Raw genomic sequence first — 23,660 nt, 5'->3', positions numbered from 1 at the left:
CCACCGCAATCCGTGAGGACATCGCCCCACCCACACCTCCGTTGGAAAGGTACAAAAGAAAACCACTTGGTCGGTGGTTGAAAATGGTCGGGGTGGACGGATTCGAACCGCCGACTTCCTGCTCCCAAAGCAGGCGCTCTAGCCAGGCTGAACTACACCCCGATATTAAGGAGGGCGTAATCACAAGGCTTTCATCGACTTTGTCAATCGGTTATTTACAACGGTTTGAGGGCGTGTTTCTCACCTGGAACAGTCACTCTTTACGACGAAGGCGCTCGTAAGCGGGAAGGCCATCAATGCTGGTGCTATTCTTCATTGCCCGGTATTCCTTAAGCTTTTCCTCGCCTTGCACATGAGCCCACTTGTCCAATGCATCCCGATGCCCGGCAAATTCAAATAGAGGGACTGAATATCCGCAGGAAACGGAGGCTCGGTTGATAGTTACCTTGATGAACGAACGAAGGCCTAGATTTTGCGGAAATTGCTTTTTAAATGTATCAAAGTCTTGGTGACCCGGCAAAATCACTTGGCCTTGCCCATGCAAGCGCATGACACTGGGCGGTCCTTCGAATGAACAAAACATTATTAGGATGCGCCCATTTTCATTCACATGCGCAATCGTTTCATTGGCACTACCCGTGAAATCGGAATAAATGAAGGTCCCGTTATCAGGAAACTGATAGCACCCGCTGGCTTTCGGTGAACAATTTATATGACCGGATTCGCTAAGGGGCGCAGTAGAAACAAAAAAGATCTTCTGCTTCATTGACCAGGCAATGTGATCTTCTGTCAGTGATTCAAGAACATCTCCCATAAGCCAACGAACTCTAGCGATTGTCAGAGTAAAGAAAAGCACAACAAGAAGTTGCCAAAACCAGTGCCGACTTTAACAATCCGGGTTCTTCTCTCATGACAGGCATTCGGGCTCAAAATCCAATCTTCACAGGTATGTGTTTACTAATTGGATGGCTAATATGGCTACCCAACACATACGGACAAACAGAGCTTGAAGGCCTTACGTTCAAAGACGCTCTTCAAGCATGTATAGAAGCTGCAGGTTCTGGAGACCTTCAAACTGCAGCGAGTTTGTTTCAATCGCTGGAGCTTACATTTGGAGCAGAAGACGAGTATTTGGAGGGGGAAGTCCAGAGGCGTATTCTACCCTTGAAAGGATTGGCGGAGCTCGGGGCAGGTCAATTTGAACAAGCAGCCGATACACTCGACTCATTGGAAGCATCCTACCCACAAGCGCTTGAGCAGAATGCCGCCCTACTCTAAGGCTGGGCTCACGCGCACAAAGGAGCCGGTAATAACAGCAAAGCTCGCGTAGCTCTCGACCGGTATATCAAACATGTAGCCGGAACGCTCGAAGCCTTCCTGGCAAATTTAGAGAAGGCAGACCTTTTCTTCGCAGATGACATGCTGGAAGAAGGTCTGGCTGAACTCGACGCCTTTTCTAATTCATCAGCACCCGATTCCTTAAAAATGCAAGGACAGCTGAAAGCGATTCAAGCTCACTTGAACGCGGGCCAGATGGACCAAGCTACAGCACGGATGCTTAACAACACCTGGTCGATTACTACGATGCCAGAATTGGCCCAATTGGCTTTTTCGGCCTTGCGCTGTGGAGAGTATTCGATGGCAACAGGTCGCTACCAGGCGGCTTTGAAGTTATTTCAACTGGTCCCTCCAAAATCCCAACTTGTTCGTCTGAAAAAGGAGAAACTGGACGATCTCAAACTTCGTATCTTGAGCGGTAGGCGCCGCGCAATCCTGGCCACCAATCGTCACCAGCAACAGTACCTGGGCCGACTTGAACAACAGCTCACTCAGCAACTGGAAGCCCTTGAAACTTCGGAGGATTACACACCCACCTTCTATTTGCACTACGGGCAATGCCTGCTGTTCGATGGGCAATTGTATAAGGTGTGGTTGATGTTTGAATACATCTCCCTCAAGGAAGCATATGAAACATCTATTCGAGAGGAGGCGCATTATCGTTGGGTGATATGCGCACATCAATTGCAGGACTGGGAGGAAGCACTGACTATAGCGCGAAACTTTGTGGAACGTTATCCCGACTCCAAGCTGGCACCCCAAGCGCTCTACTTAATCGCCAAAGCTCATCTGGAACAACGCCGCTTTTCCGAGAGCATCGACGTTCTCAACGACCTGATTCAATCGTTCCCCGACCACCCATTGCACGGACGGTGGGTATTCACTCGTGGATTCAATCAGGTAGTGTTGGAAGACTATGAAGCGGCAAGAACAGATTTCGCGCGCTATGCAACTGAGCATCCACAAGGACAGCTTGCTATAAATTCCAGGCTCTGGAACGCCCTCACATATTTCTTCGAAAGAAATTATGCCGCCTGTATCGATCAACTCTCAGAGCTTCGCAGCTTGGATTCCCGTCACCCATTATATCCAGAAATTCTCTACCGGCTCGCCTCAGCTCATTACTCTGCCAGAGACTATGAGCCCGCGCTTGAAACCATCGACGACTATCTGAAAAACTTTGCACGGCATCAGCGCGTGAATGAAGCGCATGTGCTTCGAGGTGACATTTTAATGGGCCAAGGTTTGCTGGAGGAAGCCACAGCATCATTCGATTCCGTATCCTGGGAGTCACCGGATATGTATCTGTATAGCCTGTTTCAACGCGGCAAGATATACCGCGCACAGGAAGACTATCCTGGTATGGTGCAGCTGTTTGAATCATTTCTTGAAGAGGACGAAAGCCCGAAGATTCGAGTGACCGAAGCTCTGTATTGGCTGGGCCTATCAGCAAGATGGAAAAACGGATCAAGCTTACCCGGTTTTTGAGGAAGCTTTGATCACATACGGGAACGACACGCAAGCAGCTGAGACTCAGTCTATCCTTCAGGCGTTGGAAAAAATCAAACGCGATCCCGATGGTTTTCAAACCTGGTTGGCGGAGGAAACCAATCGGGCCGAGAAGGAAGGATTGCTAACCTACCTAAATGTAATTGCAGCGGTCGCACCCATGATTGGTCTGCTCGGAACGGTAAGCGGAATGATTGGCGCCTTTCAAACTATGGCCACCAGCGGAATGGGGCGCCCCGAGCTATTTGCTGGTAATATAGGCGAAGCACTCATTACGACAGCCACGGGCTTGGTAATCGGAATTCCATCCATGATTTGCTTCTTTATGATGCGCAACCGTGTGAACAACGGGATGCTGGCAACGATCCAAGCTGCCAATGTATTGATGGACACCCTCGATGAGGGAAAGGAGGAAGAGACTTAGTTTTCGAGAGCGGTCTCTCCTCCAGCAGCACTCGCTTCAACCAACTCCTTTAATTCAGGAATGGAGCTCTGCAATTGGAGCGCTTTACCCTGCCAGTTTCCTGCATTGACCAGCCCGTCGATCCGATCCTGGTGGGCTAGCATGGAGACGAAATCTCCGTTCTGCCAATCGATGACAGACAATTGGTAAAGCGCTTCACCTCGAGCCGCATCAGGGTATTCTGAGTTGTCGGCAATAGACTGCAGGTCCTTGCTGGCATTGCCTTCTTCTCCTGCTTGCAAACGAGACATTGCCAGGCCGAGATGAGCGCGTTGCTTGAACTCAATCATCTCGAATGCTTTGAATGCTTTCTCATAGAGGGAGACGGCTGAAGAATATTCACCTTCGGAGTAGGCGCTGTCGGCCAGTTCGAGATAGGCAATTCCGCCAAGATCTGAACCAGAATTGTCATCAGCAAATGCCTGTTTCTGTGCATCGTCGCTTGCCTCCGCATAGGCTTGCCCACGATCAGAAATCGCTTTGGCACTCCACCACTTGGAAATTTGAAAACCAATAATCAGAACAACGACTACACTTATGCCTAGTACGATCTGGTTCTTATGGCGGTTCCAATAAACGAGCAATTGCTCCTCCACACTGGATTCTGCATACGCTTCATCCAATTTCTCGAAGGTATCTTGATTGTCGCCAGAATTGGACGTGTCTTTAGATTTTGAGGCCATGAAAATTTGAAACCGTCTGACATTTAGGCAAAAGTGGGTTTAGTCAACCTCATAACGGAAGCCCCATGGCAGCAGGGAAAGTTAGTCAAACACGACTGTCTTTCGACCATAGACGAGCACTCGGTTTTCCAAATGCCACCGAACTGCCTGAGCCAACACATGCCTTTCAAGCATTCTACCTCGAACCACCAAATCTTTGACAGTGTGGCGATGAGAAACGCGGTCCACATCTTGTTGAATTATCGGACCATCATCTAATACCGGGGTTGCATAGTGGGCTGTTGCGCCAATCAGTTTTACACCTCGATTGTGGGCCTGATGATAAGGACGTCCTCCGGCAAAAGCGGGGAGGAATGAATGATGGATATTAATTACTGGATTTCCGAATCCGCTTAAAAAACCATCACTGAGAATTTGCATGTATCGAGCCATGACTACGAGATCGACGTCATATTCCCTGAGTAGCTCCAACTGCTTTTGCTCTGCCTGTGGTTTATTGGCCTTGCTGACTGGAACGTGGACGAACGGAACCCCATAGGCCTTTGTAGCCTCCGCAAGATCTTCGTGGTTCGAGATCACACAGACTATTTCGCAGTTCAGTTCACCAGACCTCTGCCCTAAGAATAGTTCGTGAAAACAATGGTCATACTTCGAAACAAACACAGCTACTCTGCTTCGCTCAGAAGACAACTTGCATTCCACGTTCATGCTAAGGCTCGCAGCATAGTCCCTAAATGCCTCGATCTCCGAAGCAGGGTCTAGTCCATCAGGAGCGGGTGTCCATTCGATCCGTTGGAAAAATACTTCCGCTTCCATATCCCGGTGCTGATCCGCATGAATGATGTTGCCGTCCCGGTCAAAAATCCATCCTGAAACTTTTGCCACCAAGCCGGATTGATCCGGACCAGAAAGCAAGGCAGTAATGGTGTCCTGGGAAGCAGTCACAAAGCGGTCAATTTTGCTCCAGGTAGTAATCCTGCAACGATTTTACTTCAACCGTCTGAGAAGTCATCGCCTCAATCGCTTCAACAGACGCATGTGCGGCGGTAATGGTTGTAACTATACAAACACTCATCAGAACCGCTTCAGTCCGGATGGTGTTTTCGTCACGCTGCGGGATCATTCCAATAGAAGGTGTATTAATGATGAGGTGCATATCTCCATTCTTGATCATATCGATCACATTGGGTCTGCCTTCATCGATCTTGAACAACTTGTTCACCGGGACTTCGTTGTCAGCCAAAACGCGTGCAGTACCCGAAGTCGAGTAGATCGCAAAACCAAGCTTAACCAATCGCCGAGCAAGATCGATCACCTTGTCTTTATCTGAATCTTTAACGCTGATAAAAACGTTCCCAGAGGCGGGTAAGGGTGGCTGAGCGGCCATCTGGGTTTTTGCGAATGCAATCCCATAGTTGTAATCAAGTCCCATGACCTCACCGGTGCTCCGCATTTCTGGAGTAAGAACAACCTTTGCTCCCGGAAATTTCTTAAAAGGGAAAACAGACTCTTTGATGCACCAATGCTTGGGAGTTATCTCCTCGGTAAAATCAAGGTCCTTGAGCTTGGCCCCAGACATCACTTTTGCGGCGAGCTTAGCTAGTGGAACTCCAATTGCCTTGGAGACAAATGGTACTGTTCGGGAAGCCCGAGGGTTTACCTCAATAATAAATAGTTCATCATTCTTAATGACATATTGAACATTCATCAGACCGATGACTTTCAGCTCCTTGGCCAAGGAATAGGACGCTTCCTTGATTTGATGGATCATGTCATCGGAAAGCGTGTGTGGAGGCATGACCATCCCAGCATCACCACTATGAACTCCAGCATACTCAATATGCTCAAGTAGGCCTCCCACTAAAATAGTCTCACCATCGGATATACAATCTACGTCCACCTCGATGGCGTCCTGTAAGAATTGGTCAATAAGCACGGGTTTGTCAGGTACGACCTGGAAGGTATCAGAAACCACTTCTTCCATTTCCTTGATCGAGGAAACCACAAACATGCCGCGTCCTCCTAAAACGAAGGAAGGGCGAAGCAAAATCGGAAACCCAACCTCTTCCGCCATGGCGTATGCTTCTTCAGCATTCATGGCGATGCGATTAGCCGGCTGCTTTAAGTTCAGTCGAGTAAGAATGTCGGTAAATAATTGTCGGTCTTCAGCCGCTTCAATGCTCTCGGGGCTAGTACCAATGATGTTTACCCCATTGGCTTTCAGATCTACTGCCAAATTAAGTGGCGTCTGCCCTCCAAATTGAACAATCGCTCCCTGGCATTGCTCCTGATGATAGATTTCTAAAACGTCCTCTAGAGTCAGTGGCTCAAAGTAAAGGCGATCCGATGTATCATAGTCCGTAGACACCGTCTCAGGGTTGGAGTTGACCATGACGGTTTCAAAACCTTCCTCCTGCAATGCGTAGGAGGCGTGCACACAACAATAGTCAAACTCGATTCCTTGACCAATTCGATTCGGTCCACCACCTAGGATCATGATCTTAGGGTTATCCGATTTTATTACTTCATTCTCATCTCCATAGGATGAATAGTAGTACGGAGTAAATGCTTCAAACTCTGCTGCACAGGTATCGACTAGGCGGAACTTAGTAGCCAGGCCTAAGGATTCTCGTTTGGATTTGATTTCCTCGCGAGCAGCTTCCAGCAAATGGCTTAGTTGGGCATCGGAGAAGCCAGCTTCTTTCGCTCGTTTGAGTTGGTCTGCACTCACGGACTCTAGTGATTCCGCTTCCAGCTCCTGTTCCAAGCTCACAATTCCAGCAATTTGGCTAACGAACCAAGGATCAATCGCTGTTAAGTCAAAAATGTCCTGTTCCGTCATCCCCGATAACAGCCCATATCGGATATAGAACATACGCTCAGCATTGGGGATGGATAGGCGGCTCCGAATAACACTTTCTTCAATCTCGGGACGGCCTCCTAATTTTCCTCCACCTCCAAGGCCTCGGGCACCTATTTCAAGTGAACGAAGTGCCTTTTGCAAAGACTCCTTAAAGGTACGACCAATGGCCATGGCCTCACCCACACTTTTCATTGCGGAGGTTAGAGTCGTATCCGTGCCTTCAAACTTTTCAAAGGTGAAGCGAGGAATCTTCGTCACAACATAATCGATAGTCGGCTCAAAGCTGGCCGGTGTTACACGCGTGATATCGTTTTGAATTTCATCGAGTGTATACCCTACCGCAAGCTTCGCGGCAAATTTAGCAATAGGAAATCCAGTTGCTTTGGAAGCCAAAGCCGAGCTTCGGGAAACACGTGGATTCATTTCAATGACTACGAGTCGCCCATCTTGAGGATTTACGGCGAACTGGATGTTACTTCCACCCGTTTCAACTCCAATTTCACGAATACAGGCAAAGGAAGCGTCGCGCATCAGTTGATACTCCTTGTCGGTTAGAGTCATTGAAGGAGCGATGGTAATGGAATCGCCGGTGTGCACGCCCATCGGATCGAGATTCTCAATCGAGCAAACGATCACGCATTGATCCTTGTGATCACGCATGACTTCCATCTCGTATTCCTTCCAACCTAACAAGCATTCCTCAATCAAAACTTCCGTTACAGGAGATAGTTCGAGACCGTTGGCGACGATATGGTCAAACTCGTCTTTATTGTAGGCGATTCCCCCTCCTGATCCACCTAAAGTGAAGCCAGGGCGTATGATTAATGGGAATGGGCCAATCTCCTTGGCTGCGTCACGGGCTTCTTCCAAAGTGTAGACTACCCGGGATTTGGCGACATCCAGACCAATTTTTATCATGGCCTTCTTGAACAACAATCTGTCTTCACCCTTCTTAATGGCCGCGGGCTTTGCGCCAATCATTTCAACGCCAAATTTTTCAAGAACTCCGGCAGCATCAAGATCCAAGGCCAAATTCAAAGCGGTTTGCCCTCCCAGAGTTGGAAGTAGGGCGTCTGGCCGCTCCTTCTCAATAATCTTACCAACCATATCGACGTTGAGAGGCTCGATGTAGGTAACATCGGCGAACTCCGGATCGGTCATGATCGTAGCAGGATTGCTGTTAACCAAAATGACTCGGTATCCTTCTTCTCGCAGGGCTTTGCAGGCTTGAGTCCCACTGTAGTCAAATTCACAGGCTTGCCCAATAACAATTGGGCCGGATCCAATGATAAGGATAGTTTCTAAATCGGTACGTTTAGGCATATAAGAACGAGCTCGTGCGGTACACAGGTAGTTGCGAATGCAAAATTCGCACTAACTTGGAGAATACCTCTCAGCTTGAAAAGTAAAAAGCGGAGGTTTTCCTAAACACCTAAACCCAGTTTAAGCCTGCAGCACTTCAGGAGTGATGACTCGGTCTTCCGTATTGGAAACAGCGTTGGTTACTTTCTGCACCAATTGCTCCAAATTGAAGCTCCATGACTGGTTTGCCAGAAAGCTGTTTGCTTCATCAGACAACTCAATTTTCCGACTATCAAATTTGAAGTTTGAAGAGTTATCAATAATGGTTCGCACAATGTCTTCCAGATCCTCTTTTCGATCTTCCAATCCTGGAAGATGAATGACTGACAAGGCGATCCGGTAAAAGAGTTCGTGCGAGAATTCACCGGCATCCATCTTTTCTTCCAAATCAGCCTCAGAAGAACAAATAAGCCTAAACTCATGCTCCACAGCCCTAAGTAATTTGGAAAACGTAGCTTGAAGGCCAAGATCTAAGTCTTCCACAGATTGTAAATACAGAGAGCCACCGGTAGCACGTTCGAGGAGAGGTCCACCTAATCCATCGTGACCGACCAATTGCTCTTTAAGAACACTTTGGTCTGCGATTGAACAATCAACAGCCACCAATTCGCCTTCGTTGAAGCTACTGGAGTGATGAATGGTCAAGGCGACCATTTTCTTACCTGTTCCACTAGGTCCTTGAACCAATACGGGGGTGCTGACTTTGATCAATCGGTCAACTTGTTGTTGTGCCTTAACGATCTGCTTATTCTTTCCGATCAGGGCGTAGCAATTTTCGGAGGCTTGGAAGGGAGGAATCGTTCTTTGAGAAGTTTGCGCAATCGGACGGGAAATCAGACCCCGAGACTTTGCATCTAAACCCTTCTTAATAGCAGCCACAAATTCCTTAATTTTCAAAGGCTTTTGGATGTAATCGAAAGCTCCGCTCTTCAACGCACTTACGGCAGTTTCCATGCTTCCATAGCCCGTCATGAGAATGACAATGGCATTGGGGTCGATGTCCTTAATCTCATTCAGGAGAGTGATACCATCCATGGGAGTCATAGAGATATCAGAAAGAACGATATCAAATGAGTTGTTTTTGAAAAGATCGAGGGCCTCCTGACCATCAAAGGCAAACTTCGCATCACAGCCAAGAGGCTGGACAACTACTTTCAGGATATCGTGAAGTTCCTTTTGGTCATCAACTATTAGGACCGACGACATGATTTAATGGATATGGTTAGGATTGGGATGAACTAAAACGCTACGTCCTATAAATTTAAGACTTCCGGATATTAGCCTCCCACGACATTGGCCATATTGAAGATTGGTAAGAACATAGCTATTACAATTCCACCGATGACAACACCGAGGAAGCAGATGAGGATAGGTTCCATCAAAGAAGTAAGTCCAGCAACCGTGGATTCAATTTCTGAATCATAAAAGTCAGATATCTTATCGAACATATCGTCCATTTTACCGGTTTGCTCACCAGCCTTGGCCATGTGCTTTACCATGGGAGGGAAATAAGGTCTTTCAGCTAGGATCTCTGAGATCTGCCCCCCTTGGTTAATCACCCTACTGATATCTTTACAGGCACTTTCAATAAATGTGTTACCACTAGCTCGGGATACAATGTCCAACGCTTTCAAAATCGGAACACCCGACCGTAACAGAATAGCGAATGTGCGGCAGAATCGAGAAACTGATACTTTCTGACTCAATCCACCTACAATCGGTAGTCTAAAACATACCCGGTCCTTGATGACCCGTCCACGTGGTGTCGCCAAGAATTTACCCATAACCTTCCATAAAATAACGGCACCTATAAGTACAAATATGATATTCCCTTTCAACCAGTCAGAGAGGTCGATCAACATCTGAGTCGGCATTGGAAGCTCGGCTCCCATATCAGTGAACATTTCTTTGAAAGTCGGAATTACGAAAATCAATAATACGTTCACCAAACCAACCGCCAGCAGAATAACCGCTATCGGATACATCAAAGCGCTCTTAACTTTCTTGGTTAGCTTTACCGAATCCTCAAAGTAACAAGACACCTTCATGAGAATCTCAGAAAGTTGACCACTCGCTTCACCAGCTTCAACCATAGAGGTGAAGAGGTTATTGAAAGCTCTGGGGTATTTCTTAACCGCATCAGAAAAGGAAGTTCCGCTTGAGATGTCATTCTTAACATCGCGGATAATAATGCGAAATACATTGTCCTCTGTCTGTTCCTGCAAGGCATCCAGTGAGGATACCAGAGGTAGACCAGCTTCCAACATGGAGCCCAGCTGCTGGGTAAACACTGTTAAATCAGCAAGCTTAACTTTGTGCTTGGGAGCACGCTTTTCGGCTGACCGTATTTTGGCCAAACGCTGTGACTCAGCAAAACCGGCCTTCTTCTTAGAATTTCTAGAAGACCCTTTTGAACCGAGATTAGCAGACGAAGATATGATAGGCATGGTATTTATAACCATGTGAACTGTAGGGCTTTAGGCAATGCTGAACATGGTTAATAAAGTGTAAATTTTCACCCCGAATTCAGGCCTAAAAAAGTTAAAAAAGTGCTTGATCAATAAGTCTTTCTAGCACGGAATAGCCGACTTTTCCGCGGGTGTAGTTCAGTGGTAGAACTCCAGCCTTCCAAGCTGGCTACGTCGGTTCGATTCCGTCCACCCGCACCATCTACTTCACAACCTCCGCTTACAGCAACGGGGGTTTTTTGTGTACAGGTGTAGTTTATGGGGCCAACAAACAAGGACTTCTATAAATACAACAGGATAAACTCTAGGCCCCCTTGACTTAATACCCCCCTGGGGTATTGTGCCCTTTCATGCTTTTATCTGAACATAAACGAAAAGCGCTACGTCGCCTTAAAATCATACAGGGCCAAGTCGGCGGAATAACAAAACTGGTGGAGGAAGAACGCTATTGCCTGGAGATACTGACACAAATTGCAGCCATCCAAGAAGCGCTTCGAGGTGTATCCAAAGAAATTGTACGTAATCATCTGGAAACCTGCGTAACCGATTCGATTCAAAAAGGTGACGGTAACGAGCATTACCAGGAGCTGACAGACATCATGTTTAAACTAAACCGCTAATCTTTCGATGAAGGATTGGATACTCAACTGGCTGCTGGAGACATGGGACATTATATTGGAAATGTCCCCTTACCTTTTATTGGGTTTCATTCTAGCGGGTTTACTTTCCATTGTTGTTCGACAAGAACTGATTGAACGGTGGCTTGGAAAGCGTTCCTTTGGCTCAGTTGTCAAAGCTTCCCTATTGGGAGTTCCCCTACCCTTGTGCTCATGTGGCGTTATCCCAGTCACTTCATCTCTCTACCAGCGAGGAGCAAGCAAGGGAGCCACAACTTCCTTCCTGACTTCGACTCCCCAAACGGGGGTGGATTCCATTTTGGCAACCGCTGGGCTCATTGGCCCCTTCTTTGCCTCGTTCCGAGTAGCAGTAGCGTTGGTTTCGGGTATCATCGCAGGACTGGTTGTCGACTTATTAGACAAAGAAGCTCCCAAAATAAAGTGCATCGAGTCGCAAGCTGTTGTTGCCGATACTAGACGCGCAGGAGAAAAGTTCATAGCGATATTCACTTATGGGTTTTATACACTTCCTCAGGACATAGGAAAGACCTTGGTATTAGGCATTGTTTTAGCAGGGCTATTGGGAGCAGTTCTTCCGGAGAACTGGGGTGAAAATTATTTAAGCAACCCATGGTTAACCTACCTGGCAGTAACTATGATAGCCATCCCTCTTTATGTGTGCTCAACCGGTTCGATACCAATCGCTTTCGCGCTACTGGCATCTGGAGTCAGCCCCGGAGCCGCCTTGGTCTTCCTGATTGCAGGCCCAGCCACCAACGTAGCTACCATCACCACCCTATACAAGATGCTTGGGCGCAAAACCATTTCCATTTATCTACTATCTATTATTGGCATATCCTGGCTGAGTGGTTGGCTACTAGACATCTACGGGGGAATCCTAATAAGGGAAGGGATGGCACATCACGATATGTCGGGAGAATTTTCGTGGATCAAATTTATTTCAGCTATCAGCCTACTGAGCATGATCACTTGGACCTATTTGCATCCAAAGTTAGCACAGAAGAAAAATCAAACAACCATGACGGACTCAGATACGATTACATTGAAAATCGATGGGATGACTTGTAGCCATTGCGCGAATCACGTGAAACAGGCACTCGAGGGAATTTCGGGCATCCACTCAGCCAAGGCAGATGCGAATCAAAACCTGGCTTGGGTTGAAGGACAGGACATCAATCTTTCACAAGTTTCTCAGGCGGTTGAAGAAGCCGGGTATGAGTTCAAGGGAATCAATTAATCAACGTATTTCGTGAACCTGATTCTGTTTAAACAAGAAGAGCTTGAGGTTCCCCTAGTAAGATCAGATCCACGCGCGGTTCATATCCTAGAAGTACTAAGGATGGACTCAGGGCAGACGTTTGATGTGGGCTTAATAAATGGTCCCCGTGGAAAGGCTAGTTGGAAAAGTGCAGACAAGGGACCATTGCAACTTAGTTTTGAGTGGGAGACAGAGGTCCCTTCCCTGCTCTCAATAGATTTGTGGGTCAGCTTCTGCAGACCTCAAACTTGTCGAAGAATTTTGCAGGAATGTGCATCACTGGGAGTTAATAGTATCAATTTTTTTGATACTGAAAAATGTGAGCCTAGTTACAGAAAGAGTAAGCTTTGGACAACAGGCGAAGCTGAAAGGCTATTGATTCGTGGTGCCGAACAAGCATTTTGTACTCAGATTCCACAACTGAGGTTTGGAGACGAACTTGCAGATACCATTGAAGATAATAAACCAGCCGGGACGTGTTTGGCCTTGGACAATTACGAAAGTAAAAAACCGCTGGGCGCCATCGAGTTATTGAATGAACCTATAACTCTAGCCGTGGGTGGCGAACGAGGTTGGAGCAAGCTGGAGAGGGATCTTCTCAGAAAAAATGGATTTACACTGGTAGACTTGGGTTCACGAGTTCTACGAACCGAAACAGCTTGTATCTCAGGAATCGCAATTATTAGCAGCCAAGCTAAGCTCTAAGATCTTCTCCAGATACTAACCGACGGTCCACGACCACGCTTCTTTCCCAAGCGTTTTATTTCCACCCAGTTTTCGGAAGTAAGAATTAGATTCGCAGGGTGCTCCAAAATTAATAAACCAGCTGAGACCAGCAATCGCTCAGCCAAATAAAAGAGCTTTGATTCGATGGACGGGATATCGGCATAGGGAGGATCAGCGATCAGAATATCCCAATCTTGTGTGTTCAGCGAACGAAGCTTGAAAACATCACCTTGAAAAATCTCTGTTTCTGCAGACTCAAGATCTGAACTCTTTCTCACGCGTTGCAGGTTTTCTTTAATTGAGGCCACTGCCTTTCTGTCTGATTCCACAAATTGTATCCTGGAGGCTCCTCGGCTCAATGCTTCGAGCCCATAAGCACCCGTTCCAGCAAACAAATCCAACACCCGGCTTCCAGGCACCATTTCGGAAATGGAAGAATAAAGCGCTTCTCGAATGGCGTCGGCAGCGGGCCTTGTAACTGAACCCTTAGGGGATTTGAGAGTAATTCCCTTAGCTCTTCCTCCTGTTATTCTCATATTGGTGGGAACTCAAAAAATTTTATTTAGGTAATTGCCTCTTGTTCAATCATTTAGAGATCTGTGGAAGTTTATTTCAGAAAAACGGAGAAAACTTTGAACGAATTTGGATAAGCCTGCGTCTTACTTAACGAAGCTAAAGAGCATTATTAGAGTAAAGTTCATAGTTTCAGTCTAGTTTGTAGTTTGTAAGCAAGGGAAGCTCCGTGAAAGCGGAGCTTCTTTGCGTACGGGCTTGTTGAATTTAGGTTTCACAATCTGGACAAGGCCTAAAAAAGGTGTGCAAGATTGGTCCGATGTCAGACTTCCGCAACTATTCCCCAGATTTAGGGCTCGAAAAAAGCACAATCACATTGTCGCCCTTCGAGTCACATCACTTGGTGGGAACCAATCGAGCAAAGCTGGGAGATGAGGTAATTCTATTCAACGGCGCTGGATTAGAGTGGAAGGCTCGGCTGGAACAGGCCGACAAGCGACGAAGTGTTCTGATTAAGGAAGAAGCTATTCATAATAATAGACCCACCCAAGATATTACCTTGGCGATCGCGCTAATTAAGGGCAAAATGTTTGATTCAATCCTGAGGCAAGCAACCGAACTTGGGGTAACTCGGATTCAACCACTGATAACCCAATGGACTCAGGTCCAAATTAAAAATGCCGAATCGAAATGCAAGAAGTGGCAGCTGCAGTTAGTTGAAGCCTGCAAACAAAGCGGAAACCCTTGGCTACCCACTTTGAGTGCTCCAAAAAAATTGGACCTGTTCCTAGCTGAAAATCCAATAGAGACAGCAGTGGTTGCCAGCCTGGAATCAACGGCAAAAATTTGGAGTGATTTACAGCTTTCCAAAGCAGTAACTTTATTCATTGGCCCTGAAGGCGACTTTACCCCTGATGAATATCAATTGTTGATTGAAGGTGGAGCTCAACCGGTATCATTAGGCTCCCACGTGCTAAGATCAGAAACAGCCGCTGTATCCGCATTATCGGTACTTTCCGAATTTATGAAACAGATTGAGGACTAGAGCTCTTCTTCAGCCTCAACTTTTGCTACGAAGTACGTACTTGCCGGAAACTTAAAGCTGGTAATCACTCGACTCAAAACAGATTTCTGAGAGCTACGCTGCTTAAATGATCCATTTAGCTCAACGGTGTAAGAACCACGCTTCGCTCCATGAGTAAGAATAAGAACTTGATCACCCCTTTGGTTTACAAATTGCACACGAGCCCACTGCTTTTTGTCCATAGTTACAATTTCCTGTCGAGCTACTTCGTACCCAGAATACTGTGACAGTACGCGATTTACTTCATCCCGTAAATAGGCCTTATTATTCGAAATGGCATCATTGGAGTAGCAGTGGATGAAAGTATGATCATCAATTCGCAGGGCGACTGAACCTTTTTCCTTTTTTACCATCCAACCTTTAGGAACAAAGAGCAGAAACGGAATGGGCTCACCTCGGACCATCAAGTCGGATAGATATGGCTAAGAAAATCCCGGAATAGAATCCACATCAGCTGAATTATTCGGTGGAACGGCTGCAATTTCTTCAGGCTCATCTGGGGCAACATCATTGCCCTCCGCGGAGGCATTTGTTGTGTCACTTTCAGCAGAATCCGAAACCACTTCAGATAGACCAAAAAGCACGTTAGCATCTACGTACACCTTTTCTTCGTCCACATTGCGGTGGTAACCTTTTTCTCCTTCAGCGAAATATAGAATGCCGTCCCCATCTTCATAAATTGGCATTTCTTCTACCAACCCAGCTAAGTCTCCTGAACCGGGTTGATCCCAAATTGCTCCTACTACCCAGATCATCGCGATAAAGGAAACGCCCTTACCGATAATTACGATCAGTGCACCATCGGGTACCATATCCACGCGGGCCATTTTCCACATAAAAAAGAGGACCACAGCAAAGGAAAGATAGAGCCCGACAAAGGGAACCTGACTTACACAAGCACCTGCCAACGCAGCAACCACCAATGTTTTGGCGTGCAACTGTGCTTTCATGATGGACTTACCTATCCATAGGAAGGCCATCAGAAGAAGAGTTTCAATGAGGATGTTGAGCAAGACTGACATAGCAGAAGCTAGGATCCGATAGAAGCTACTGGTACAAGGTAACCTATCCAGAATCCATCAGAATGGGATCAGATTTTTAAATGCTTTTAATAAAAACCCGCGTTTTTAAGGGCCTACTACCACTCGAGAAGCCCACCCGCGTAGGTCAATCCTGCGCCTACCGAACAAAAAATGATTTTGTTTCCGGGCTCGAAGATCCCTTCTTCTGCGGCCCACCCCAGCGCCATAGACACGGAAGCGGCTGAGGTATTCGCATACTTTCCGATGGTCACAACAAAACGCTCGTAGGGTATGCCTACTCGCTTACTTACAGCTTTTAAAATTCGTTCATTGGCCTGGTGTGGAACCACCCAATCAACATCCTCCACGGAAAGATTCTCACGCTTTAACGTTTCTTCTATGATATCCGCAAAAGCGACTACGGCGTATTTAAATACAGCCGCTCCATTCATCGTAAGGTAAAAGTCGGACAAATCACAGCCGGGTTTGGCTATCGGGTTCTTAGCTCCTCCTCCAGCACGCTGGATGGCTTCGTACTGAGTTGCGTCACCGGTAAGTTCCAAACGATGAAGTTGATGGCCTTCTTCTGAATCCGTTAATACAGCAGCACCGGCACCATCTCCGAATAGGAAAGCCGTGCTGTAATCTTCGTAGTTAGTTATTCGAGAAAGTAATTCCCCCGTTACCACTAATAGGTTTCGGGCAGTCCCGGAACGAATAAAAGCACGCCCGGTTTCCAAGGCATATAACCAGCCCGAACAAGCCGCATTCAAGTCGAAGGCCAAAGCTCCTGGAATTCCTAGCAGTTGAGCCAAGGCACTGGCTGAACTCGGAACGGGTTGATCTGGAATGATGGTAGCCATGATGATACCATCCACATCGGAAACCTCTATTCCAGACATCGACAGGGCATTTTCACAGGCCAACAAAGCGTATTTAGTGACTCCTTCCCCCTCTCCGGCAATGTGCCGTTGAGAGATACCAGTTGTCTTGACTATTTCGTCTTCTGTTTTTCCAGGAAACTTCTCCAAGAGTTCCTTATTCGTTTTTACCGTTTTGGGAACCGCAAAGCCAATTCCAGCAATACATACGGTTTCCCGATCTGATCCTGACGAAGGCTTCTGCTCCACAGCTGGTGTGGGAGCTGGTTGTGTAGCTAAATATGCCTGAACATCATATCCTGAAACACGACCGCCGGGTCCCGTTGCTGGAATATCCGTGATTGTCGCGGGATCAAACCCAGCATCACGAATGATTCGCAAAGCTTTGGGTGTCCATTTTACCGACCCTCCTGGTTGAGAACTTTGCAGGGCAGGCCTCACAACTAGGGAAACTGAAGGAGCACTTTCGACCGCAGGCTGTGGTTTGGAAACTGGCTCTTTAGGTGAAGGTGCATCCACGCCATTTGCAGCTTCGTCTGAAACTTCAAGGTGCTTTTGAGAGCTATCGGCTGTTTCAATCCAGATAAAAGGGGAATTCGCTTCCACGATATCGCCCGCTCTTACCAGGATTTTTTTGATCGTACCCGAACAAGGGGCTTCAAAATCGAAGGCAGATTTATCGCTCTCAAATTCGGCGCATTTCTGTCCCTTTTGGACAGACTCGCCATCTTCAACCTCAACATCGATGAGAGTTAATTCGTGGACGGTAGCCCCCATAGAGGGGACTGGGATTTGAGCAACAAACATATCCATTGTGCTTATATAAAAATGGTTTTCAGCTGGGAGCCAAGGATTTCATGACCTTCCAGATTTTCAATAATTGGGTCACTAAATCAGATAATTCGGAAAGGGGAACCATATTAGGCCCATCCGAGATTGCTTTTTCTGGGCCAGGGTGGGTTTCCAAAAATATTCCCTGAGCGCCAGCGGCGAGGGCTGCTCGGGCCAATGGTGGCACGAATTCTCGCTGTCCATCACTCTTCCCGTCCCCACCACTGGGGAGCTGCACGCTATGGGTAGCGTCAAAAATGACAGGATATCCTGTTTCTTTCATTTGCTCAAAACCACGCATATCCACCACAAGATTCTGGTAGCCAAAAGTAGACCCTCGTTCGGTAAGCCAGATTTCAGAAGCTCCACCTTCCTGCAATTTAACAGCCACATGGGCCATATCCTGCGGCGCAAGGAACTGCCCCTTTTTGACGTTTACCACTTTCCCTGTTTTAGCAGCTGCCAGCAAAAGATCGGTCTGACGGCATAAAAAGGCCGGAATTTGGATAACATCCACCACCTCGGCGAGTTTGGCTAATTGATTGGATTCATGCACGTCGGTCATTACCGGCAATCCAAACTCAGTTTTAATGCTACTGAGAATTTCCAAGCCTGACTCCAGACCTGTACCGCGCGATCCACTAATAGAAGTCCGGTTGGCCTTATCGAAAGACCCTTTGAAAACGATATTTAATTCCGGATTTTGCTCCTGAAGCTCGATCAGGCGCTGGGCAACAGGCCTGCATGTCTCCAAAGACTCCAAGGAGCAGGGCCCCGCAAGGAGCAATAATTTATCGGAATCAAAAAACATTCAACGGTCAGCCTTTTTCTTGAGAGCTGCTTTAATAAACGAGCCAAATAAGGGATGTGCCTTGAAGGGCTTGGACTTAAACTCTGGATGGAACTGGACTCCGACAAACCAGGGATGATCCTCGATTTCGACAATTTCCACCAAATCGCGCTTTTTGTTAACACCAGCCACCTTCAACCCATTTTTGGCCAGGTCTTCAAGATAGGCATTGTTAAATTCATAGCGATGGCGATGGCGCTCATCTACAGCATCTTTTCCATAGGCTTCCCTGGAAGTAGTCCCTTCAACCAAATCACATTTGTAAGCACCCAATCGCATGGAGGCTCCTTTTTGAGTCACCTCCTTTTGATCTTCCATCAGGTGAACTACGGGGTGTGGCGTATTTTCATCAAATTCCGGACTGTTTGCCTCTGATAAATTCAATACGTTACGGGCAAATTCAATAACCGCGATTTGCATACCCAGACAGAGCCCAAAGTATGGGAGTTTATTTTCCCGAGCATAACGAGCTGCCCAGATCTTGCCTTCGGTCCCACGATCACCAAATCCACCCGGTACCAAGATGCCGTCTAGGTCACTTAGATGCTTACGCCCTTCCTCAGTCACGAGCTCTTCAGCATCAATTCGCTCAATGACCACCTTGGTGTCATTTGCGATTCCACCATGGGTCAGAGATTCATAGACCGATTTGTATGCATCCTGGAGTTCGATATACTTCCCAACAACTCCAATGGTCACTTTATTGGCGGGGAACTTGAGCCTTCTCACGACATCGTTCCATTCATCCATGGGTCGCTCCGGAGCATCCAATTCCAAATACTCTACGACAAGATCATCGACGTTCTCCCGCTGCAGCATCAAAGGCAGCTCATAAATGGAGGTTTCAACATCTTGCTCCTCAATAACGGCCTCCACTGGCACATTGCAAAACATAGCCAATTTCTCGCGGACATCCGGGCCAAGCTCCTCTTCAGTCCGACATACTAGAATATCAGGCTGGATTCCAATTTCACGGAGTTTAGCCACGCTCTGCTGGCTGGGCTTCGTTTTCAACTCACCGGCAGCAGCGAGGAAAGGAATCAATGTGACGTGAATAAAAAGAACATCTCCTCGCTTCTGTTGAGTACTGAACTGTCGTAATCCTTCAACAAATGGTAGGCCTTCGATATCGCCGATAGTCCCTCCAATCTCAGTGATAAGAACATCAACCCCTTCTCCGGCTTCGTAGATCCGGTCCTTGATTTCGTTGGTGACATGCGGAATCACTTGCACCGTTTTCCCCAAATAATCACCACGCCGTTCCTTCATGATCACGGACTCGTAGATTTGTCCTGAGGTCAGGTTGTTCAGCTTGGACAAGGCTCCGGAAGTGAAGCGCTCGTAGTGGCCCAGATCGAGGTCGGTCTCCGCACCATCATCCAATACATACACCTCTCCGTGCTGAAAAGGACTCATGGTCCCAGGATCCACATTCAAGTAGGGATCAAATTTTTGAATTCGAACGGTGAGCCCGCGATGTTCCAGTAATGCTCCAATAGCAGCGGCGGTGAGTCCCTTCCCCAACGAGGAAACAACACCACCAGTTATAAAAATATACTTCATAGGATAAGTATGGGTTTCAACATGAGTGCGGAAATTAATTCCAAAGCACAAACCAAAATCTGAACTTCATGAAAATTGTTTAGAATTGGTCAGGTAGAACTGGAACTTTTTGTCCCCTAACTCCTGAAATATTGGAGTAAAAGCCTCTCACAATCCAGTTGACCTGCAGTATTTCTCCCTCTTTTTCTTCACCAGACTTAGCAAGTTGCTCGTCCAAGAGTCCCACTATATTTGAACAGCTTGTTTAATAACGATCAATCCTAAGACCCAAATGGAAACCAATCGCCCACATACAAAAATCATCGGAGTCGGAAATCCCGTTGTCGATTACCTGGCCAACGTCAGCGAAGAATTTGTCGCCTCAGTCGCTGGAGAAAAAGGCGGAATGGTCCTCGTCGATACAGCGGCTATGGACCTCATGTTGAAAGAATTGCCCGTAGAGCCCACCCGCGCTCCTGGCGGATCAGCAGGGAATACCATTCTCGGATTGGCTGAGTTGGGCAACCCAGTAGCGATGTTGGGTAAAATCGGAAACTGTGAAACAGGAACCTATTATCGTGAAGGCCTTTTGGCTCGGGGAGGAGATGGTTCACGCTTCAAAACGGGAATCATTCCCAATGGACGTTGTTTGTCATTGGTGACTGCGGACTCGGAACGCACCATGCGCACAGATCTAGGTGCAGCCATGACACTATCGCCTGATGAGATTTCAGCCAAAGACTTTGAAGGGTACGACCATGCTCATGTGGAAGGCTATATTTTGTTCAATCGTGACTTGATGTACCAGGTCCTGGAATCAGCGAAGGAAGCAAAATGCACCATAAGCTTGGACCTGGCCTCCTTCGAAGTGGTCAATGCGACTAAGGATATCATGGCCGACATAATCCGAGATTACGTCGACTACCTCTTTGCAAATGAAGAAGAGGCAGCAGCATTCACTGAACTCGGTGATGATTACCCGGGGATGCTGGATCAACTAACCGATCTGGCGGAAGTGGCGGTTGTAAAACTCGGCAAAGAAGGCTCTCTTATTGGACGCGGGGATGAGCGTATGAAGGTAGACCCATGCATGGTAGACAGTCCTCTCGACACGACAGGTGCCGGAGATCTTTGGGCAACAGGATTTTTGTATGGGTTGCTCAACGGCCAAAGCCTAAAAACATCGGGTGAATTCGGGTCGCTGCTAGGGGCTGAAGCTGTCCAAATAATGGGTGCCTCGTTACCAGAAGAACGCTGGAGAGAAATTCGCCAGAAAGTCAGTCTTGGTTGATTGAGTTATTCGAGCCCTCAGGCCGAGCCCCTCGCCAGGCAAGCCCAACAAATCCCATGAAGGATAAGAGCCACATACCTTTAATCATAAAATTGGGAAATGTGAGGCTAAGTTTTTCATTTCCTGATACGACTTTGAACCAGTCGATGGCAGCATTGGCATTTTTTTGAATACCTGGCCCTGACAACAACTTCTCATTCCCGTCAGTGAGATAAAGTAAGCCAGGTGGGTTGTCCCCGTTTTGTGATATGCCCTTGACCTCTAATGTGGCTGGGCCAGCTGAAAACCCCGAAAAGGGGAAACGGTACCCCTCGAAAGGCGCTGGAAAGAGCCCAGGGGAAGTTAGCTCCTGCCGATGGTCGCCCTGCTGAAGATTTACAGTTGCTGCTCCGGAGCAATCGGCCTCAGGGCATCCAAAGAACAAGGCTATCAAAAAGTCCTCCGATTCCAAATTGTGGGGAATAGACAGAATTTGAGTATATTGGACGCCATTCAACAAGGGCTGGCTCACAACCTCATTGCTTCGAAAGCTGTTGTGCAACGGCTGCACGGAATCTTCCCGCAAGATTACGCTGGTAACAACGCCAACGACTAAGATTCCCGCAACACAGCTAATCTTTGAGGAGAATAGTATTCGGAAAAACTTAGTCATACACGTAAAAGAAAGGAATGGCCTCATGAAGCCAGACATACAATTCGACGGATGAGTAGAGAATGGAAAATCCCAATACAAGATGTGCAGCAATGGGAAAGGACCTCACTCCCTTTCCAAAAAATCCAACCACAAAAAATCCAACAAGAAAGATATAATACCGCCCGAACGAACCTTGAATTAAGCCACTTGGCAGGCTGTAGGAATAAATTTTATAGAAATGGACGATCATAAAAAACAGGCAGACAAAGACCGCACCCATATCAGCCAAACAGACAGCATCCACTTTGCGAGTCCGCACACCATTGATCACTTCTCCAATTCGCCAACCCACAATCGCGACAGCGAGAAAAAACAGGGGAAGATAGAACCAGTGCTCCATTTTCCACCAACCTGAAGAAACAAAGGAGAGAACTGCCACAACTGAACCAACTACACAGTAGCTCATCCAGGCTCCACCCCTGACCCGTTCTTTAACCAAGTACCATAAAGTTAGCGCCAGAAGCATAATCACCGGCCAAGTGAAGACCTGCTGATAAAGAGTATATACCTGTAGCCATCTGACTTTTAGCGTACCGTCACCCAACCAACCAAGGAGCCCCCAATAGCTCCGGGTGATGATGGACAAAATGGGAAACGATTGACCGAACTCAAGAACCCCGATCTCCAATGGCTGCTCAGAATGAAAGCCGGAAGTATCCAAGGGAAGCAGCTCACCCAATAGTATAACATTTCGCAACATCCACAAAGAGATAGGCCCCATCACCAACCCCAGAAATAGTGCGATCGATTTGGGCGAACACTTTTTGCTACGCCATAGTACGAACCCAGCCCATCCCAGGGCCGGAGGAATAATGACTAAAAAAGTGTATTTGACCAACCCGCCAGAGCCGAGCACCAGCCCGAGAAAAAGCAAATCGGAGCTCAAACCTCGCTTGGTGTAACGGATCAAAAAGAATAATGCTAAGCTCCCACACAAGAAGACCAAGGCATCATGATTTACAGAACCGGCCAAAAAGGTATGGTTTGGTATGCAAGCGAGCATGATGCCCAGTCCAAGAGATACCGGTGCCGATAATTCCGCCTCACGAAACGCTTTTACTAACACCAAAATTCCCAGCCCAAAAATACAGGCAGTCAGAAGCCGGATGAAGTAAAACGCTCCCCAGAAGGATTCCCCAAATAGTGAGCCTATCCAATAGGCTGGAGCCATTAACAAATGATAGCCCGGTGGATGCTGGGCAATCCAGTTACTATCAGGAGCCGTTTCAGCCTTCCGAGCAAAGTCCCTCCAGAGCTCTTGATTGACCAGCGTTTCGTGTAATACTGGAATGCCTTTCCCCGTTGCGATGTCCTGAATATAAGAAAAATGCCCAACTTCGTCGGGTACGTCCCAGGGACGTACCACCCAGATTCCAGTTATCGCCGCTTTGGTGACAAAAAATACAAGCAACAGATAAGGGGCAATGGTAGGATAAGCAAAAGGTCTCGGAAGACGCATGAATCAGAGCTTCAGAACCTACCTGACTTGCCACAACAGAAATTTATCCATCCGAGTGAATTCTGAAATGACGCAACAAGAATGGGAGCAATGGCTATTTATCGGAACGTCTATGAATTTGGTAAGCAGAACTTCTTCGAACTTCCTGTAGTAGAAGAAGAAACCCTGGCCATAAAGACCGGGGT

At 47.2% G+C, this 23,660-nt stretch carries 22 protein-coding genes and 2 tRNA genes; 9 read left to right on the top strand and 15 right to left on the bottom strand.

The genetic code is table 11. The features are described 5' to 3' along the window. Nucleotides 1–84 precede the first annotated feature (84 nt). Nucleotides 85–162 (bottom strand) — tRNA-Pro (locus GA003_19970). 91 nt (nucleotides 163–253) lie between these two features. Beyond that, on the bottom strand, nucleotides 254–814 hold the full coding sequence (locus GA003_19965; protein ID QXD28244.1) for a pyridoxamine 5'-phosphate oxidase family protein: 561 nt from the start codon (nucleotides 812–814) through the stop codon (nucleotides 254–256). Nucleotides 815–948: 134 nt separating this feature from the next. Between GA003_19965 and GA003_19960 the strand changes: the two genes are divergently transcribed. The 3 genes from GA003_19960 to GA003_19950 all read left to right on the top strand — a co-directional run bounded on the left by GA003_19960 (nucleotide 949) and on the right by GA003_19950 (nucleotide 3,271). Continuing rightward, entirely contained in the window at nucleotides 949–1,278 is a 330-nt protein-coding gene (locus GA003_19960; GenBank protein ID QXD28243.1) for a hypothetical protein, read from the top strand. 141 nt (nucleotides 1,279–1,419) lie between these two features. Beyond that, complete coding sequence (locus GA003_19955) at nucleotides 1,420–2,826, top strand: tetratricopeptide repeat protein (protein QXD28242.1); 1,407 nt, start codon at nucleotides 1,420–1,422, stop codon at nucleotides 2,824–2,826. Continuing rightward, on the top strand, nucleotides 2,771–3,271 hold the full coding sequence (locus GA003_19950; protein ID QXD30487.1) for a MotA/TolQ/ExbB proton channel family protein: 501 nt from the start codon (nucleotides 2,771–2,773) through the stop codon (nucleotides 3,269–3,271). Before GA003_19955 ends, GA003_19950 begins: the two co-directional genes overlap by 56 nt. Here GA003_19950 and GA003_19945 read toward each other — a convergent pair. The 5 genes from GA003_19945 to GA003_19925 form a co-directional block, all read right to left on the bottom strand. Beyond that, nucleotides 3,268–3,993: a tetratricopeptide repeat protein gene (locus GA003_19945; protein QXD28241.1), complete on the bottom strand. Its 726-nt coding sequence runs from the start codon at nucleotides 3,991–3,993 to the stop codon at nucleotides 3,268–3,270. The two genes, GA003_19950 and GA003_19945, sit on opposite strands and share 4 nt — an antisense overlap. A gap of 81 nt (nucleotides 3,994–4,074) precedes the next feature. Next, nucleotides 4,075–4,938 (bottom strand): formyltetrahydrofolate deformylase, encoded by an 864-nt coding sequence (gene purU, locus GA003_19940; protein QXD28240.1) that lies wholly within the window; start codon nucleotides 4,936–4,938, stop codon nucleotides 4,075–4,077. A gap of 7 nt (nucleotides 4,939–4,945) precedes the next feature. Continuing rightward, entirely contained in the window at nucleotides 4,946–8,179 is a 3,234-nt protein-coding gene (gene carB, locus GA003_19935) for a carbamoyl-phosphate synthase large subunit (protein ID QXD28239.1), read from the bottom strand. 120 nt (nucleotides 8,180–8,299) lie between these two features. Further along, entirely contained in the window at nucleotides 8,300–9,424 is a 1,125-nt protein-coding gene (locus tag GA003_19930) for a response regulator (protein QXD28238.1), read from the bottom strand. A 71-nt stretch (nucleotides 9,425–9,495) separates the two neighbouring features. Beyond that, nucleotides 9,496–10,665: a type II secretion system F family protein gene (locus GA003_19925; protein ID QXD28237.1), complete on the bottom strand. Its 1,170-nt coding sequence runs from the start codon at nucleotides 10,663–10,665 to the stop codon at nucleotides 9,496–9,498. 148 nt (nucleotides 10,666–10,813) lie between these two features. On the opposite strand from GA003_19925, the gene GA003_19920 reads away from it, so the two are divergent. From GA003_19920 to GA003_19905, 4 genes are all read left to right on the top strand, one after another. Beyond that, nucleotides 10,814–10,887: transfer RNA gene (locus GA003_19920), tRNA-Gly, on the top strand. A gap of 149 nt (nucleotides 10,888–11,036) precedes the next feature. Continuing rightward, a complete protein-coding gene (locus tag GA003_19915) occupies nucleotides 11,037–11,306 on the top strand; it encodes a metal-sensitive transcriptional regulator (protein ID QXD28236.1) in 270 nt (89 codons plus the stop codon). Nucleotides 11,307–11,313: 7 nt separating this feature from the next. Next, nucleotides 11,314–12,561, top strand: a complete 1,248-nt coding sequence (locus tag GA003_19910; GenBank protein QXD28235.1) for an SO_0444 family Cu/Zn efflux transporter — start codon at nucleotides 11,314–11,316, stop codon at nucleotides 12,559–12,561. Nucleotides 12,562–12,573: 12 nt separating this feature from the next. Then, on the top strand, nucleotides 12,574–13,287 hold the full coding sequence (locus tag GA003_19905; protein ID QXD28234.1) for an RNA methyltransferase: 714 nt from the start codon (nucleotides 12,574–12,576) through the stop codon (nucleotides 13,285–13,287). Here GA003_19905 and GA003_19900 read toward each other — a convergent pair. Further along, a complete protein-coding gene (locus tag GA003_19900; protein QXD28233.1) occupies nucleotides 13,284–13,844 on the bottom strand; it encodes an RsmD family RNA methyltransferase in 561 nt (186 codons plus the stop codon). The genes GA003_19905 and GA003_19900 overlap by 4 nt on opposite strands. Nucleotides 13,845–14,140: 296 nt before the next feature. On the opposite strand from GA003_19900, the gene GA003_19895 reads away from it, so the two are divergent. Continuing rightward, complete coding sequence (locus GA003_19895; protein QXD28232.1) at nucleotides 14,141–14,866, top strand: 16S rRNA (uracil(1498)-N(3))-methyltransferase; 726 nt, start codon at nucleotides 14,141–14,143, stop codon at nucleotides 14,864–14,866. Here GA003_19895 and GA003_19890 read toward each other — a convergent pair. From GA003_19890 to GA003_19870, 5 genes are all read right to left on the bottom strand, one after another. Then, nucleotides 14,863–15,258, bottom strand: coding sequence for a hypothetical protein (locus tag GA003_19890; protein ID QXD28231.1), 396 nt, complete (start codon nucleotides 15,256–15,258; stop codon nucleotides 14,863–14,865). The genes GA003_19895 and GA003_19890 overlap by 4 nt on opposite strands. 69 nt (nucleotides 15,259–15,327) lie before the next feature. Further along, complete coding sequence (locus GA003_19885) at nucleotides 15,328–15,927, bottom strand: hypothetical protein (protein QXD28230.1); 600 nt, start codon at nucleotides 15,925–15,927, stop codon at nucleotides 15,328–15,330. Nucleotides 15,928–16,043: 116 nt separating this feature from the next. Further along, nucleotides 16,044–17,621: a beta-ketoacyl-ACP synthase 3 gene (locus GA003_19880; protein QXD28229.1), complete on the bottom strand. Its 1,578-nt coding sequence runs from the start codon at nucleotides 17,619–17,621 to the stop codon at nucleotides 16,044–16,046. Between the two features lie 22 nt (nucleotides 17,622–17,643). Continuing rightward, nucleotides 17,644–18,450: a 3-deoxy-8-phosphooctulonate synthase gene (kdsA, locus tag GA003_19875; protein QXD28228.1), complete on the bottom strand. Its 807-nt coding sequence runs from the start codon at nucleotides 18,448–18,450 to the stop codon at nucleotides 17,644–17,646. Further along, entirely contained in the window at nucleotides 18,451–20,052 is a 1,602-nt protein-coding gene (locus GA003_19870; GenBank protein QXD28227.1) for a CTP synthase, read from the bottom strand. Between the two features lie 271 nt (nucleotides 20,053–20,323). Between GA003_19870 and GA003_19865 the strand changes: the two genes are divergently transcribed. Further along, nucleotides 20,324–21,322 (top strand): adenosine kinase, encoded by a 999-nt coding sequence (locus tag GA003_19865; GenBank protein ID QXD28226.1) that lies wholly within the window; start codon nucleotides 20,324–20,326, stop codon nucleotides 21,320–21,322. Here GA003_19865 and GA003_19860 read toward each other — a convergent pair. Both GA003_19860 and GA003_19855 read right to left on the bottom strand, forming a co-directional pair. Further along, nucleotides 21,309–21,974: a hypothetical protein gene (locus GA003_19860; protein ID QXD28225.1), complete on the bottom strand. Its 666-nt coding sequence runs from the start codon at nucleotides 21,972–21,974 to the stop codon at nucleotides 21,309–21,311. The two genes, GA003_19865 and GA003_19860, sit on opposite strands and share 14 nt — an antisense overlap. Beyond that, nucleotides 21,967–23,475, bottom strand: coding sequence for a DUF2142 domain-containing protein (locus tag GA003_19855; protein QXD28224.1), 1,509 nt, complete (start codon nucleotides 23,473–23,475; stop codon nucleotides 21,967–21,969). The genes GA003_19860 and GA003_19855 overlap by 8 nt, the downstream gene beginning before the upstream one ends. Nucleotides 23,476–23,660: the final 185 nt, after the last annotated feature.

The sequence above is a fragment of the Opitutia bacterium ISCC 52 genome, assembly GCA_014529675.2.
Taxonomy (GTDB): domain Bacteria; phylum Verrucomicrobiota; class Verrucomicrobiia; order Opitutales; family UBA2995; genus UBA2995.
Note: the sequence above shows the minus strand (reverse complement) of the source record. Positions and strands in the feature narration are given on the sequence as shown.

What these genes read in the sequence shown, in the direction of transcription:
- GA003_19965 (QXD28244.1), bottom strand. Translation starts at nt 814, where the DNA reads ATGGGAGATGTTCTTGAATCACTGACAGAAGATCACATTGCCTGGTCA.
- GA003_19960 (QXD28243.1), top strand. Translation starts at nt 949, where the DNA reads ATGTGTTTACTAATTGGATGGCTAATATGGCTACCCAACACATACGGA.
- GA003_19955 (QXD28242.1), top strand. Translation starts at nt 1,420, where the DNA reads ATGCTGGAAGAAGGTCTGGCTGAACTCGACGCCTTTTCTAATTCATCA.
- GA003_19945 (QXD28241.1), bottom strand. Translation starts at nt 3,993, where the DNA reads ATGGCCTCAAAATCTAAAGACACGTCCAATTCTGGCGACAATCAAGAT.
- carB (QXD28239.1), bottom strand. Translation starts at nt 8,179, where the DNA reads ATGCCTAAACGTACCGATTTAGAAACTATCCTTATCATTGGATCCGGC.
- GA003_19930 (QXD28238.1), bottom strand. Translation starts at nt 9,424, where the DNA reads ATGTCGTCGGTCCTAATAGTTGATGACCAAAAGGAACTTCACGATATC.
- GA003_19925 (QXD28237.1), bottom strand. Translation starts at nt 10,665, where the DNA reads ATGCCTATCATATCTTCGTCTGCTAATCTCGGTTCAAAAGGGTCTTCT.
- GA003_19915 (QXD28236.1), top strand. Translation starts at nt 11,037, where the DNA reads ATGCTTTTATCTGAACATAAACGAAAAGCGCTACGTCGCCTTAAAATC.
- GA003_19910 (QXD28235.1), top strand. Translation starts at nt 11,314, where the DNA reads ATGAAGGATTGGATACTCAACTGGCTGCTGGAGACATGGGACATTATA.
- GA003_19900 (QXD28233.1), bottom strand. Translation starts at nt 13,844, where the DNA reads ATGAGAATAACAGGAGGAAGAGCTAAGGGAATTACTCTCAAATCCCCT.
- GA003_19895 (QXD28232.1), top strand. Translation starts at nt 14,141, where the DNA reads ATGTCAGACTTCCGCAACTATTCCCCAGATTTAGGGCTCGAAAAAAGC.
- GA003_19890 (QXD28231.1), bottom strand. Translation starts at nt 15,258, where the DNA reads ATGGTAAAAAAGGAAAAAGGTTCAGTCGCCCTGCGAATTGATGATCAT.
- GA003_19885 (QXD28230.1), bottom strand. Translation starts at nt 15,927, where the DNA reads ATGTCAGTCTTGCTCAACATCCTCATTGAAACTCTTCTTCTGATGGCC.
- GA003_19880 (QXD28229.1), bottom strand. Translation starts at nt 17,621, where the DNA reads ATGGATATGTTTGTTGCTCAAATCCCAGTCCCCTCTATGGGGGCTACC.
- kdsA (QXD28228.1), bottom strand. Translation starts at nt 18,450, where the DNA reads ATGTTTTTTGATTCCGATAAATTATTGCTCCTTGCGGGGCCCTGCTCC.
- GA003_19870 (QXD28227.1), bottom strand. Translation starts at nt 20,052, where the DNA reads ATGAAGTATATTTTTATAACTGGTGGTGTTGTTTCCTCGTTGGGGAAG.
- GA003_19865 (QXD28226.1), top strand. Translation starts at nt 20,324, where the DNA reads ATGGAAACCAATCGCCCACATACAAAAATCATCGGAGTCGGAAATCCC.
- GA003_19860 (QXD28225.1), bottom strand. Translation starts at nt 21,974, where the DNA reads ATGACTAAGTTTTTCCGAATACTATTCTCCTCAAAGATTAGCTGTGTT.
- GA003_19855 (QXD28224.1), bottom strand. Translation starts at nt 23,475, where the DNA reads ATGCGTCTTCCGAGACCTTTTGCTTATCCTACCATTGCCCCTTATCTG.